Here is a 13,225-nt window from a genome sequence, read left to right as displayed (position 1 = left end):
CTATCTCAAAATAGGGTTAGGCGTTTACAACAGCGGCCACAGCACGCTCAAAACGAGCTAATCCTTCCTGAATATCTGTATCGGTCAGGATCAATGAAGGGGCGAAACGCACCACGTTTGCACCGGCTACCAAACACATGAGCTTTTCATTCGCACTGGCCACAAGGAAGTCACGCGCTCGGCCTTGGAATTTTTCATTCAAAGCACAGCCCAACAATAAACCTTGGCCACGAATTTCATCAAACACATTGTATTTGGCGTTAATGGCATTCAAGCCTTCGCGGAATTGTTGCTCTTTTTGTTTTACACCGTTCAATACTTCTGGGGTATTGACGATATCTAATACTTTTTCAGCGACAGCGCACGCCAGTGGGTTACCGCCGTATGTGCTGCCATGGGTACCTACTTTCAAATGGGCTGCGATTGCCGTTGTAGTAAGCATAGCGCCAATGGGGAAACCACCGCCTAACGCTTTTGCAGAGGTCAAAATGTCAGGCGTAACGCCTAAGCCCATGTAGGCATATAGTTCACCGGTACGTCCAACACCTGATTGCACTTCGTCAAAAATAAGCAAAGCGTTATGCTTATCGCACAAGTCACGAACACCCTGTACAAATGATTGTGTCGGGCTAATGATACCGCCTTCACCTTGAAGGGGTTCCATCATAACGGCGCACGTACGTTCAGACATGACCGCTTCAAGGGCGCTTAAATCGTTGTAATCAACATGCTCAATGGCACCTGGCTTGGGGCCGAAGCCGTCAGAATAAGCTGCTTGACCACCTACGGTAACGGTAAAGAATGTGCGTCCGTGAAAGCCTTGCTTGAACGAGATAATTTGGTCTTTTTGTGGGCCGTAGTTATCAAGGGCGAAACGACGTGCTAGTTTCAAGGCAGCTTCATTTGCTTCAGCCCCAGAGTTAGCGAAGTAGACCTTTTCAGCGAAAGTGGCGTCAGTCAGTTTTTTAGCTAAACGTAATACTGGTTCATTCGTTAGCACGTTACTTAAGTGCCAAAGTTTCTCACCTTGCTCTTTTAATACGGCCACTAAGTCAGGGTGACAATGGCCTAAAACGTTTACTGCGATGCCGCCAGCGAAATCAATATATTCGTTACCTGCTTGATCCCATACTCGCGCACCTAAACCACGTACCGGAATGATCTCGGCAGGATTGTAATTAGGAACCATTACTTCGTTAAATAATTCGCGGGTCACTTGCATGTAGATTGTCTCCAAACTTAATCGCCTAGGGCATAAAATAGACAACTATTATTTCAGATTAAATCGGGCTTGTCTGCATGGAAAACCTAGCTAAACCCTTATTTTTAAAGGGTTTGAGTGAACTTGCAGGAATAGTGAATAAGTATTTAATCTAGCGAATAGCTAATATCTTTCGCTGTGTATGTGCTTAGCGCCACATGCGTTGACCTAGAAACAAGCAAAGGTCTTGCGCTAACTTGCATGAATATCTATAGATTTTTTTGGTTTTTATTCTGAATTATCGCTTTCTAAGCCAATTGAGCGCATATCTGTGGTTTTTAATGATTCTAATGAACCCATTGGAAAGGCGAATTGGCGTAAATAATCCTTCGCTTCATCATTGCTAACGAGCTCATGAAATTTCAGTATCCGGTACTTCCCATAGGCGTTACTTTGCTTAAGTACTTTAACCAAGGGAAGAGGTGAGGCTGAGGGCTCGGCTTGTGCTAATTCGGTAAATGCGCCACTTAATGGTAAACGAGTGAACCCTAGACCGTCGACAATATCCGCAGTGGCTTTTGCAGCGTATTTATCAAGTAAAGAAAGGAGTATCTCGCCAGATGGCTCAACTTTTGTTAACGCGCTGTGGCGTTGATGCTTCAGCGTATCTTCTGCCTCTTTAAGCGCACTTAATTGAATTTGATCAAATAAGCGAAAATACAATTTAATCACCGCGATTGGTCCTAAATTCTGTAGCATGCCTGCGGTAAAAGCTTGGTTTTCGTCTAATTGGTAAAAAGGTGCTAGTCGTTTACCGGACATGGCAGTTGCAATCGACTGCTCCCATATCCGTCTTTTTATATGCGGGTATGGGTCAGTTATTTGCGGTAAATGCCGACGGATCAGTAAAAACGGTACCACCATTTTTAAATTTTCAATACCGAAAAAAGTTAATGCAACACGCAATGTCTCAGCGCTGATGATTTTGCCTTTGCTGTCACGCCGCCGGTATTTGGCGGAATTAATCATCTTTGATAGGTCTTTATATAACCAGGGAACTTCGGTGGCTAATACTTCAAGACGCGAGACAGTGCACGCTTTTACCGCGAGTAAATCAAGAATTTTAGGGAGCGCCATGTCAATGGCCAGCACTTTGGTGATGATAAATTCTGGATCGCTTAGGGCCTCGCTGAGTTTTAGCTCAATCTCTTGATGTAATTTCGCCGCTACACTTTCGATTCGGTTGTCTTCTTTTTCTTGCGAGAGTTTCTTGTCTTCTCTGGCCTGCTTTTCAACGGCAAGTAGCTCTCGTGTTGGCACCACTTCTTTTGCAATAGGTGGCGCGTTTTCATCAGCCAATTGCTGTTTAGCGGCTTTTAAATCGATAAACAATTGCTTGAAGCGAGTCTCAACTATGGGCGTGTGGGTAGCAGGTGATGTCATTAACAGTTTCGAAAGCCTTGATTTTATTATCTAAATGTAGGAGCTAAGTGTGAATTGTGCCTTATTTTTACGCCAATTTTCTACGCCAATATTATTTTATCTGCTGATACGGTTAGAAAGTTAGCCAATATTTGCATACCGCAGGTACTGAGTAATGACTCAGGATGAAATTGCACCCCGTACACGGCTAATGAGCGATGCTCAATCGCCATAATCTCCCGCTCACCAGGAATTTCATCACACCAGGCTGTCACCTTTAAACTCTCTGGTAACCCTTGCTCTTCAACAAGCAGTGAATGGTAGCGAGTCGCGATAAATGGCGTTGGAATAGCATTAAATAAGCCGCTGTTATCGTGAGTCACGTAAGACGTTTTACCGTGTTTAATGTTGCGCGCCCGTATTATATTAGCACCAAACACTTGTGCTATTGCCTGATGACCGAGACACACGCCAAGCATAGGGATAACGCCTGAAAATTGTTCAATGGCGCCAAGGGTGACACCTGATTCGTTAGGTGTGCAGGGGCCAGGGGAAAACACTAAATAGTCTGGGGCTAACTCGGCAATTTGTTCGCAGGTTATATGATCATTACGCACGACCTTTACTACTTGGCCTAGCGTGACAAAATAGCGGGCAAGATTATGGGTAAATGAGTCGTAGTTATCGATGATCAGCAGCAAAACAATTGATAGCCTAAAGCGTGAGCCGCTCTTTTTGAGGCTCAGATTGAAAATTTGGCGGATTGTAAAACATTTCATTGGGATTTGCTGTGGCTTTGTGTTTCACGATAGCGATTTTAGCTGTATTGCTAGGTATACACAGCGTTTTCACCTCTCCTGTAATAGAGACCCTTTAAGTTAATTTTCATTTTTTTGGCAAATTACCGAGTTAGGCGTTTAATTCCTAGCTAGCATGAGATACGGTGCAGTTCTTACCTTTCTTAAATACTGTTATATCAGCGTGAAAGCTGAGTTTATTGTCCTTTTATGCTAATTGTTAGACTTTTTTCGATCTTGTTGAATAAGCTAATGCACGCCACACTTAATGCATAAGATCCCTATGTTAATTTCAGATAGTGCAGAGTGCTGCACGCTGGTTATATCCTGACTGGTCACAAACAGAGTGAGACGAATATGAAAATACTAGTAGCAGTAAAACGTGTCATTGATTACAACGTTAAGGTGCGCGTTAAAGCAGATAATAGCGATGTGGACTTAACGAACGTCAAAATGGCCATGAATCCTTTTTGTGAAATTGCTGTTGAAGAAGCGGTACGCCTAAAAGAAGCCGGTGTAGCGAGTGAAGTGGTAGTGGTATCTATAGGCGCTAAAGCGTGCCAAGAGCAAATAAGAACGGCGCTTGCTTTGGGTGCTGATCGCGGTATTCAAATTGAACTTGATACATCAGCTGATGCACTTAGTATCAGTAAATTGTTAAAAGCTGTGGTAGATGAAGAACAGCCAGGGCTTGTGATTTTAGGTAAGCAGTCTATTGATTCTGACAATAACCAAACGGGTCAAATGCTAGCGGCGTTACTTGACCAACCTCAAGCAACCTTCGCATCTGAGGTCAAAGTGAACGGCGACAAAGTACAGGTTACACGTGAAATTGACGGCGGTTTACAAACGTTAGAGCTAAATATGCCTGCAATTATCACTACAGATTTACGTCTTAACGAGCCGCGTTATGCATCGTTACCAAATATTATGAAAGCTAAGCGCAAGCCGCTAGAAGTGAAAACGCCCGCTGACTTGGGCGTCGAAGTGAGAAACAGCATCACCCTTGACAGTGTAAGTGCTCCGGCACAGCGCCAAGCAGGGATCAAGGTTGAGTCGGTGGCTGAGCTAGTCGAAAAATTGAAAAACGAAGCGAAGGTACTTTAAGTAGTACGTAATAGGAGAAATAAATATGACAATTTTGGTCGTTGCAGAACATGATAACCAAGAACTTAAGCCTGTTACCTTAAATACCCTAGCTGCCGCGCAGCAAATCGGTGGTGATATAGTATTACTGGTTGCAGGGCATAACTGCCAAAGCGTGGTAGAGGCTGCGTCGGTTATTTCAGGTGTCGATAAAGTACTTCACGCTGATAATGCGGCTTATGAACATCAGTTGGCTGAAAATATTGCGAAGTTGGTGACAGGCATCGCGAGCGGTTACAGCCACGTACTTGCCCCCGCAACAACAAATGGTAAAAACTATTTGCCGCGTGTGGCTGCCTTGCTTGATGTTAACCAAATTTCTGATGTAACAGGCGTGGTCAGTGAGCAAACATTCTTACGCCCGATTTATGCAGGAAATGCAATTGCCACTGTGACCTCTAATGACACCATCAAATTATTAACGATTCGTGGTACTGGGTTTGACGCAATCAGCCCTGAAGGTGGTTCGGCGAGTGTAGAAGCCCTGGGTGATGCGCATGATGGCGCAACCTCATGTTTCATTCGCGAAGAACTGGCGAAATCTGATAGGCCTGAGCTAACAGCTGCCTCTGTAGTGGTGTCCGGTGGTCGCGGTATGGGCAATGGTGAGAACTTTGACATCCTTTACAGCTTGGCTGACAAGCTTGGAGCTGCCGTTGGAGCCTCTCGTGCGGCAGTTGATGCGGGCTTTGTGCCAAACGATATGCAAGTGGGACAAACGGGTAAAGTGGTTGCGCCCGATTTGTATATTGCGGTTGGTATCTCAGGAGCGATTCAGCACCTTGCCGGTATGAAAGACTCAAAAGTGATTGTGGCTATTAACAAAGATGAAGAAGCGCCTATTTTCCAAGTTGCCGATTATGGGCTGGTGGCTGACTTGTTTGATGTTATCCCTGAACTGACCAACAACGTATAGAATCGAAGCGAGTTGAATTATGAGTGAATACACACACCCTTTAGCAGATGCTGAATTTGTACTGAGTGAATTAGTTGATTTCGATGACCTTTGTGCAGATATGGGGCAAGACGATATCAATAGCGAACTGGCGTCAGTTATTCTATCTGAAGCGGGTAAGTTAGGCAGTGGTGTGTGGGCGCCATTGAACAAGGTCGGTGATTTACAACACCCAAAAATGATCGAAAAAGACGGTGGCCCAGGTGTACAAGAAACCGCTGGTTTTGCACAGGCTTACCAAGAGTATGTTGAAGGTGGCTGGGCATCACTGACAGGCGCTGAAGAATTTGGCGGTCAGAATTTGCCTAATGTGCTTGGTAGTGCGGTAAATGAAGTATGGCACACGGCCAACATGGCATTTGCGTTGTGCCCGTTGTTGAGCCAAGGGGCGATAGAGTCTATTTCTCATCACGGCAGTGAGCATTTACAGCAGTCTTATTTACCTAAGATGCTCAGTGGTGAATGGCCGGGCACCATGAATCTAACCGAGCCCGATGCAGGCACAGATTTAGCCGCGGTAAAAACCAAAGCCGTGCCCAATGGCGACCATTACCTCATTAGCGGACAGAAGATCTTTATAACCTGGGGCGATCACCAAATGACCGACAATATCGTGCATTTGGTATTGGCGCGTTTACCTGATGCACCAGCCGGCGTAAAAGGCATTTCATTGTTTATCGTGCCTAAATTCAACTTAGACGAAAACGGTAACCCAGCTGAGCGTAACGATGCATATTGTGTTTCGTTGGAGCACAAACTTGGTATTCACGGCAGCCCCACGTGTGTCATGAGTTTTGGCGACAACGGAGGAGCTAAAGGATATTTGGTTGGAGAGGCGCATAAAGGTCTCTCGTACATGTTTACCATGATGAATCATGCCCGCCAAGGTGTGGGCTTACAGGGCTTGGCCATATCTGAGGCGTCTTATCAACATGCATTAGCGTATGCCAAAGAGCGTTTGCAAGGCACCAACAAAGACGGTAGTCGTTTTACCATCATGAAGTTTCCTGACGTGCGCCGTATGTTGATGCAAATGAAGTCATCTACTGAAGCGATGCGAGCACTGTGCTTAGTGGCTGCGGCGGAAATAGACCGTGGTAACAGCGCGCGTAGCGAACTGTTCACGCCAATCGTTAAAGGTTGGTGTACTGAGCTATCTCAAGAGTTGACTTACTTAGGCACCCAAATTCACGGTGGCATGGGCTTTGTTGAAGAAACCGGCTCAGCGCAGTTTTATCGTGACGCTAGAATACTGACTATTTATGAAGGCACTACAGGCGTGCAAGCGCAGGATTTAGTCGGGCGTAAAACCCTCGTCAATAAAGGGCAGTCTTTAGGTGAACTACTGGATGAAATAACCGTAGATTTAGCAAAATTTAGTGCCATGGGTGGGCAATTTACCTTGGCAGCCAAGCAATGTCAGGCGGCACTTGAGTGTGGTGTGGCGGCGCGTCAATGGTTACTTGATACCGCTGCTGAAGACAAAAACGCCGCAGGCAGTGCCAGTGTGAACTTTATGATGTTGTTCGGATATTTGTGTGGTGGCTGGTTAATGGCCAAAAGTGCGATGCAAGCAAAAGCTAAGCTGGACGCAGGTCAAGGCAATAGCGAGTTTTTAAATGCCAAGTTGATTTCTGCTCAGTTCTTTTGTGAGCATATGGTGGTGCGTACACAAGCATGTTTAGCGTCCATTACAGCCGGCAGTGAAAGCATCATGGCCCTGCCCGAAGACGCGTTTTAATTAACGCGTATTGATGCAGTCTGGAATTAGGCCTCTGCGGGAAACCGCAGGGGCTTTTCTATGTGTGATTGAAGCGATGCAACATATCAATTTCAGCTGAGTAACAGAAGAGATATACTTTGCTATCAATTCATACTGCGTTAACCCGAGAGCCCATTACTTTCATGCGCCATAAACACCATTCAATTTCAGTGCATTTTGCTCAATCTATTCTGAAAAGAGCTGTTGAAGTTGGCCTAGATGAAACGCGATTATTGACTGAGTCTGGCTTAAGTAAAGCCCTTGTGAATAATAGTGAAGTGCGTATTACCCCTGAGCAGTTAAGTCGTTTAATGCAGTCTGTGTGGCGCAGTGCAGATGATGAGTATTTGTGTTTTGGTAGTCAGTCTTCGCGCCATGGTGTGTTTAATCTGATGGCAAAGCAAGTCAGTCATAGTGCAAGCTTGCGGCAAGTGTATCGACGCGGTACGCGCTTTTATAATCTGGTCGCTGGTGCCACCAAACTTAAATTTGAAGAGCGTGAACAGTACGCACGTTTTTATCTTGCCCTCGACAAACCCGAGTTAGATCCTGAGCATGTGCTAATCGATTTTTTGCTGCTTTTATGGCACCGTTTTCCTAGCTGGCTGATTGGTCAACGCATCCCATTAAGAAAAATTGGCTTCATGCATGGTAAGCCTGCTCATCATGAAGAATACCGTCTAATGTTTCCGTGCAAAGTGGTTTACGAACAACAGAGCAATTACTTTGAGTTCGAGCATGATATTTTGAGTGCACCTGTGGTGCAAAGCCAACAAAGTTTGAACGACTACTTACAACGGTGCCCATTGGACTGGTTCAAACGTCAATCGTATTTTCCTGTGTACACACGAAAAGTACTTAATTATTTAGAAGCAGCGCAAGATATGTCGTTGATCAGTATGGCTGATATCGCTGAGCAACTGCACACCACAATTCGTACCCTTAGGCGCAAGCTTTTAGAAGAAGGCACTAGCTTCCAAGAACTCAAAGACAGTGTAAGGCGTGATGAAGCCATTCATTACCTGAGCCAGCCGGATATGCCTATATCTCAGGTAGGGCGTTTATTAGGATTTACTGAAGCAGCTACCTTTGCACGGGCATTCAAAAGCTGGACTGGCGTGGCCCCAAGTACTTACCGAAAATCAAAAAGTCATTGATAATCTTAATATGGGCAGGGCCAAAGAATGTCCTATTTCGCCTAGTAAATGACTTAAACTGCCATACAGTTTTTCACAAGCTTGTAACATACTGACAAGGTTCAAAACGATTTGCTGAATTTGGATGACAGTAATTTTGAATGACAGATAGAATGCTGAGCTGTTACCCCAACCTCTCAGTTTGGTGTTCTTGGCGTGCAAACCGATACCTAAGATACCTTGCGTAATTTAGGTATCGGTTATTTAACCGCAGACATTAAAAAAGCAGCCATAGGCTGCTTTTTAGTGTGTCAATGCTTTGCTTAATGCATTAGCGTCGTAATGGGTTAGCCACAAACCCTATCGCTTCATAGACCTTGTCTATTGTTTTCTGGGCTCGCATCTGAGCTTTCTCAGCTCCTATTACCATAATCCGGTCTAATTCGGTTTGGTCTTGGCGTAATTCAGTGAACTTAGCTTGAATCGGCTCAAGCATGGCAACAACGGCGTCAGCTACATCGGTTTTCAGGTGACCGTACATTTTGTCTTCATACGCAGGCACTAAATCGGCAATGGGGGTAGCCGTAGCACACGATAGCAAACTTAATAAGTTCGATACGCCTGGCTTTTCGGCGGTATCAAAGTAAATACGCGCTTGTTCGTCTGAGTCGGTCACTGCGCGCTTTATTTTCTTACTGATTTTTTTAGGATCTTCTAACAGGCCAACGAAGTTGTTTTGATTGTCATCAGACTTAGACATTTTTTTCAGCGGATCTTGCAAGCTCATGACGCGAGCGCCCACCTCAGGTATATAAGGGTCAGGTATAGTAAACACATCGCCGTATATATTATTGAAGCGCGTCGCAACGTCACGGGTTAGCTCTAAATGTTGCTTTTGATCTTCGCCGACAGGGACCTGTTTTGCTTGATAGAGTAAAATGTCAGCGGCCATTAAAGCAGGGTAAGTGAATAAACCTGAATTAATGTTGGTGACGTTTTTAGCTGATTTGTCTTTAAATTGCGTCATGCGATTAAGCTCACCCATTTGGGTGTAGCAGTTCATGATCCACGCTAGTTGTGAATGCTGAGGCACATGAGACTGCATGAAAATAGTGCTCTTGTTTGGATCAATACCACAGGCTACATATAAGGCTAAACCGTCAAGACAAGCATTGTGCAGCGCCTTAGGCTCTTGTCGCACTGTAATGGCGTGCATGTCTACCAACATATACAAGCATTCATTGTCGTCTTGCATATCAACCCATTGACGTAGAGCGCCGATGTAGTTGCCGATAGTAAGTTGTCCAGAAGGCTGGCAGCCGCTTAATACAATTGGTTTGCTCATAAGATTTGAATTCTACTGTTAGTGTTTAATGTATGGGTAACTTGATTATAACGGGGTAGCCTTAGCTAATTCTTCGCGCATCTCGTCGATAACTTGACGGTAATCAGGCTGATTAAAGATGGCTGAGCCTGCAACGAACATATCTGCGCCAGCCTCAGCTATGGCGCGAATATTATCGACTTTTACGCCACCGTCAATTTCTATTCGAATATCACGTCCACTGGCTTTCACCAGTTCTTTAACGATTTGCAGTTTATCTAGGGTTTCAGGAATAAACGATTGCCCACCAAAACCGGGGTTAACAGACATCAATAAAACATGGTGTAGTTTATGTAGCGTGTAATCTAGGCAGTCTAATGACGTTGCTGGGTTTATCACTAAACCTGGTTTACAGCCTGAATCGGTTATTAATTGGATACTGCGATCGACATGCCGAGAAGCTTCGGGATGAAAGCTAATCATACTCGCGCCTGCTTTGGCAAAACTAGCAATCATTTCGTCAACGGGTTCAACCATTAAATGCACATCAATTTCTGCGGTGACACCGTAATCACGTAATGCCTTACATATCATAGGGCCAATCGTTAGATTCGGTACGTAGTGATTGTCCATGACATCAAAATGAATTACATCAGCACCAGCGGCTAATACCGCGTCAACCTCAGCACCAAGACGAGCAAAATCAGCGGAAAGTATAGAAGGAGCAATCAAAAAAGGACGCATATAAGTCTCAATTTGCACAAAAATGTAACTGTACCGAAAAACCTGCTATGACAAAAGTATCAACTGCGCCCCAAAAAGGGGCTTTCGCTTTTTTGTGGTGCATCAATGCACAGTCTTATCTCATTTTAAATTTTGTTCAATTTTCTCTTTTTCGATAAATTTTCTTTTAAATCAATATTATATGTCTTCTTTTGACGAATTATTTTGTGATTATTATTTAGGCATTGCTCTTGCGTAGTTGTAACAAGAATTAACGATAAATCGAAGTTATCTCAACAAAAATTGAATTAGCTAAAACACATGGAGCACACACACATGAAAGCATTAAAACTCACCGCACTTGCCGCAGCCGTTCTTGCCGGGTCAGCCGTTAGTCAAAACGCCCTTGCAGAAATTACTGCTAACGCAAGCGTTACTAGTAACTACATTTGGCGTGGTTTAACGCAAACAACCAATGATGCTGCTGTACAAGGTGGTATTGATTATGCGAGTGAAAGTGGCTTTTACGCGGGAACTTGGGTTTCTAACGTAAATTACGGTGCAGACGATATTTACTCTTATGAGCACGATTTGTACTTTGGTTTTTCTGGTGAGTCTGGCGATATCACTTATGATGTAGGTTACCTTTACTACAACTATGACAGCGAAGCTGAGTTTGACTTTGCCGAAGTGTATGGCTCAGTCGGTTATGGCGCTCTTAGCGTGACGCTTTCATTGTTGGCACACACAGAAGCAGATGAAGGCGAAGGTCAAGATTTCGGCTTCGCAGAAGCGTCATACGTATCTGTTGATTATGGTATGCCAGTACTAAACGGCGCTGAATTAGGATTTCACGTGGGCTATCACCAAGGTGATTTCGCTGAAGCGTTCAATGGGGTACCAGACGGATATGCAGATTGGGGAATTTCTGTTTCAAAAGACGGCTTTAGCTTTGCTGTGACTGGCACCGATTTAGACGAAGTTGAAGACCCTAGCACAGACCCATACGATAATGATTCAGTAAAATTTGCTGTTTCTTACAGTGTTGACTTCGAGCTTTAAATTTCAACGTTAGATCTTTCTTATACAATTTAATAGCGTTTAAACAATCCGCTGACGTAACCGTCAGCGGATTTTTTGTGATTGCTGAGCGCAGCCATGAAAGGGAATAATCATAACTGCACACCGATGCCTTGTCCAAAACCCGCCCGGATAAATCCAGAGAGGGCAATTATTTACTGGCGTTGGTATTAGGATAAAAATTTACCGTTTTCGCGATGAACGACCTGACATTTGAGGTGAACTTTACTCTTACTACGAAAGTATAAGGTATAATGCAACAAAATATTTCGCCAAGGAGAGATTATGAGTACCTATGTAAAACGACTAATCGGCTTCGGTGCCTTCGCTTTAGTGGCTATGTTGGCCGTGGGAAAAACGTCGATGAACAATGAGACCTTGTTCTGCAGTTGTCCCCAAGCCGTTGCTTTTGATCATGGTTTGCCGATGAGTCATCCTATTAATCGATGCGCTAAAGAGCAAGCTGACGTCATTAGTTGGTCTAGCTGGGTAAGTGGAAACTCTACATCTTACCAAATGCATTTTATTGATTTACTTGAGCTACTTTCGCGCTATGCTGAAGAAACGGATGAAATAAAGCCAAGAGCGTAATCAGTATGGACAATGCAAAAAACGGTTTATGGGATGTCTTTAAAAGTGTAGCCGCTAGTGTGTTTGGCGTGCAAAGTAGTGCCAACCGTGAACGAGATTTTCAGCAACAATCATTTGTACCCTATTTAGTGGTTGGGGTGGTTTTTGTTGTTGCTTTGGTTATGTCTTTAGTGCTGATTGTTTCAGCCGTTTTACCCAGTTAATTCCTTTCCTTACAGCTTAACGTGATGTTGGTTTGATATATAAAGCCAAAAGTTCACTGACCTTCTTTCTGCCATTTCCTTTGTGGCTTATAAATCGACTAACTTGTAATTCAGATAACTGGGCAAGTGCATAAAGACGACGGGTATCGGCGGTGTCGTGATTACTGATGAGCACCGGAATATCTCGCTCAAAAGCCGTTTTTGCTGCAAGCAAAGCTAAATTACTTTGCTCCGCCATGGAAAAGCCGCCTTTAGCATAACTGGCAAAGTTTGCGGTTTTACTGATGGGCGCATACGGTGGGTCGCAATAAACCACACTGCCACTACGAGCGCGGCTAAAGGTTTTTTCATATGACTCGCACACAAATTGCGCTTTTTTGGCTTTTTCAGCGAAAAAGTACAGTTCTTCTTTGGGGAAGTAGGGTGCTTTGTATTTACCGAAAGGTACATTAAATTTTCCTGATAGGTTATAACGGCACAATCCGTTGTAACCAAACCTATTAAGGTATAAAAAAAGCACTGAACGTTCGTATACGTCTTCGCTCGCGTTAAATAAAGCTCGCATTGCATAGTACGCATCTGAGTCATTGTTCTGGGCGGTAAAGAGGCTTTGAGCGTCTTCTATGTAACGTTCAGGCTGGTGTTGCAGTATCTTGTACAGATTAATGAGATCTGGATTGATATCGCTTAACAAATAGCTAGAGAAATCCGTGTTTAAAAACACCGATCCAGCTCCGACGAATGGCTCTACCAATTTTTTTGCTTCAGGAAGATGTTGGTTTATTTGTTCAACTAGCCGGTATTTTCCGCCAGCCCATTTCAAGAAGGCTCTGTTTTTCTTATTCGTCATTAATGTGTCTTGTCAGGCCCTGAATGTAAGGAAGT

At 44.1% G+C, this 13,225-nt stretch carries 13 protein-coding genes; 7 read left to right on the top strand and 6 right to left on the bottom strand.

The window, feature by feature from the left end; all coding sequences use genetic code 11:
- Positions 1-16 precede the first annotated feature (16 nt).
- The 3 genes from FX988_RS09575 to FX988_RS09565 form a co-directional block, all read right to left on the bottom strand.
- Entirely contained in the window at positions 17-1,222 is a 1,206-nt protein-coding gene (locus FX988_RS09575; protein ID WP_160179475.1) for an aspartate aminotransferase family protein, read from the bottom strand.
- A 267-nt stretch (positions 1,223-1,489) separates the two neighbouring features.
- On the bottom strand, positions 1,490-2,644 hold the full coding sequence (locus FX988_RS09570) for an HDOD domain-containing protein (protein ID WP_160179473.1): 1,155 nt from the start codon (positions 2,642-2,644) through the stop codon (positions 1,490-1,492).
- A gap of 80 nt (positions 2,645-2,724) precedes the next feature.
- Positions 2,725-3,324 (bottom strand): anthranilate synthase component II, encoded by a 600-nt coding sequence (locus FX988_RS09565; RefSeq protein WP_160182147.1) that lies wholly within the window; start codon positions 3,322-3,324, stop codon positions 2,725-2,727.
- A 453-nt stretch (positions 3,325-3,777) separates the two neighbouring features.
- Between FX988_RS09565 and FX988_RS09560 the strand changes: the two genes are divergently transcribed.
- The 4 genes from FX988_RS09560 to FX988_RS09545 all read left to right on the top strand — a co-directional run bounded on the left by FX988_RS09560 (position 3,778) and on the right by FX988_RS09545 (position 8,440).
- Positions 3,778-4,527, top strand: coding sequence for an electron transfer flavoprotein subunit beta/FixA family protein (locus tag FX988_RS09560; RefSeq protein ID WP_160179471.1), 750 nt, complete (start codon positions 3,778-3,780; stop codon positions 4,525-4,527).
- Positions 4,528-4,552: 25 nt separating this feature from the next.
- Positions 4,553-5,482: an electron transfer flavoprotein subunit alpha/FixB family protein gene (locus FX988_RS09555; protein WP_160179469.1), complete on the top strand. Its 930-nt coding sequence runs from the start codon at positions 4,553-4,555 to the stop codon at positions 5,480-5,482.
- Positions 5,483-5,501: 19 nt separating this feature from the next.
- Positions 5,502-7,262 (top strand): acyl-CoA dehydrogenase, encoded by a 1,761-nt coding sequence (locus FX988_RS09550; RefSeq protein ID WP_160179467.1) that lies wholly within the window; start codon positions 5,502-5,504, stop codon positions 7,260-7,262.
- 164 nt (positions 7,263-7,426) lie between these two features.
- A complete protein-coding gene (locus FX988_RS09545; protein WP_160182146.1) occupies positions 7,427-8,440 on the top strand; it encodes an AraC family transcriptional regulator in 1,014 nt (337 codons plus the stop codon).
- A gap of 310 nt (positions 8,441-8,750) precedes the next feature.
- On the opposite strand, the gene trpS is transcribed toward FX988_RS09545, so the two are convergent.
- Both trpS and rpe read right to left on the bottom strand, forming a co-directional pair.
- Complete coding sequence (trpS, locus tag FX988_RS09540; RefSeq protein ID WP_160179465.1) at positions 8,751-9,764, bottom strand: tryptophan--tRNA ligase; 1,014 nt, start codon at positions 9,762-9,764, stop codon at positions 8,751-8,753.
- A gap of 45 nt (positions 9,765-9,809) precedes the next feature.
- Positions 9,810-10,487 (bottom strand): ribulose-phosphate 3-epimerase, encoded by a 678-nt coding sequence (gene rpe / locus FX988_RS09535; RefSeq protein WP_160179463.1) that lies wholly within the window; start codon positions 10,485-10,487, stop codon positions 9,810-9,812.
- 315 nt (positions 10,488-10,802) lie between these two features.
- Here rpe and FX988_RS09530 point away from each other — a divergent pair, with 315 nt between their 5' ends.
- The 3 genes from FX988_RS09530 to FX988_RS09520 all read left to right on the top strand — a co-directional run bounded on the left by FX988_RS09530 (position 10,803) and on the right by FX988_RS09520 (position 12,340).
- Complete coding sequence (locus FX988_RS09530) at positions 10,803-11,528, top strand: TorF family putative porin (RefSeq protein WP_160179461.1); 726 nt, start codon at positions 10,803-10,805, stop codon at positions 11,526-11,528.
- A 303-nt stretch (positions 11,529-11,831) separates the two neighbouring features.
- The gene (locus tag FX988_RS09525) at positions 11,832-12,137 is read left to right on the top strand and encodes a hypothetical protein (protein WP_160179460.1); all 306 of its coding nucleotides are present in this window, start codon (positions 11,832-11,834) and stop codon (positions 12,135-12,137) included.
- 5 nt (positions 12,138-12,142) lie between these two features.
- Entirely contained in the window at positions 12,143-12,340 is a 198-nt protein-coding gene (locus tag FX988_RS09520; protein ID WP_160179458.1) for a DUF2970 domain-containing protein, read from the top strand.
- Positions 12,341-12,356: 16 nt separating this feature from the next.
- On the opposite strand, the gene FX988_RS09515 is transcribed toward FX988_RS09520, so the two are convergent.
- Entirely contained in the window at positions 12,357-13,190 is an 834-nt protein-coding gene (locus FX988_RS09515) for a Dam family site-specific DNA-(adenine-N6)-methyltransferase (protein WP_160179456.1), read from the bottom strand.
- Positions 13,191-13,225 lie beyond the last annotated feature (35 nt).

It is taken from the genome of Paraglaciecola mesophila (assembly GCF_009906955.1).
In the GTDB taxonomy this organism is placed as follows: domain Bacteria; phylum Pseudomonadota; class Gammaproteobacteria; order Enterobacterales; family Alteromonadaceae; genus Paraglaciecola; species Paraglaciecola mesophila_A.
This window is presented reverse-complemented; position numbering and strand designations above follow the sequence as displayed.

Excerpts from the sequence above, each read along its gene's own strand:
- FX988_RS09575 (WP_160179475.1), bottom strand. The coding sequence starts at position 1,222 with ATGCAAGTGACCCGCGAATTATTTAACGAAGTAATGGTTCCTAATTAC.
- FX988_RS09570 (WP_160179473.1), bottom strand. The coding sequence starts at position 2,644 with ATGACATCACCTGCTACCCACACGCCCATAGTTGAGACTCGCTTCAAG.
- FX988_RS09560 (WP_160179471.1), top strand. The coding sequence starts at position 3,778 with ATGAAAATACTAGTAGCAGTAAAACGTGTCATTGATTACAACGTTAAG.
- FX988_RS09555 (WP_160179469.1), top strand. The coding sequence starts at position 4,553 with ATGACAATTTTGGTCGTTGCAGAACATGATAACCAAGAACTTAAGCCT.
- FX988_RS09550 (WP_160179467.1), top strand. The coding sequence starts at position 5,502 with ATGAGTGAATACACACACCCTTTAGCAGATGCTGAATTTGTACTGAGT.
- FX988_RS09545 (WP_160182146.1), top strand. The coding sequence starts at position 7,427 with ATGCGCCATAAACACCATTCAATTTCAGTGCATTTTGCTCAATCTATT.
- trpS (WP_160179465.1), bottom strand. The coding sequence starts at position 9,764 with ATGAGCAAACCAATTGTATTAAGCGGCTGCCAGCCTTCTGGACAACTT.
- rpe (WP_160179463.1), bottom strand. The coding sequence starts at position 10,487 with ATGCGTCCTTTTTTGATTGCTCCTTCTATACTTTCCGCTGATTTTGCT.
- FX988_RS09530 (WP_160179461.1), top strand. The coding sequence starts at position 10,803 with ATGAAAGCATTAAAACTCACCGCACTTGCCGCAGCCGTTCTTGCCGGG.
- FX988_RS09525 (WP_160179460.1), top strand. The coding sequence starts at position 11,832 with ATGAGTACCTATGTAAAACGACTAATCGGCTTCGGTGCCTTCGCTTTA.
- FX988_RS09520 (WP_160179458.1), top strand. The coding sequence starts at position 12,143 with ATGGACAATGCAAAAAACGGTTTATGGGATGTCTTTAAAAGTGTAGCC.
- FX988_RS09515 (WP_160179456.1), bottom strand. The coding sequence starts at position 13,190 with ATGACGAATAAGAAAAACAGAGCCTTCTTGAAATGGGCTGGCGGAAAA.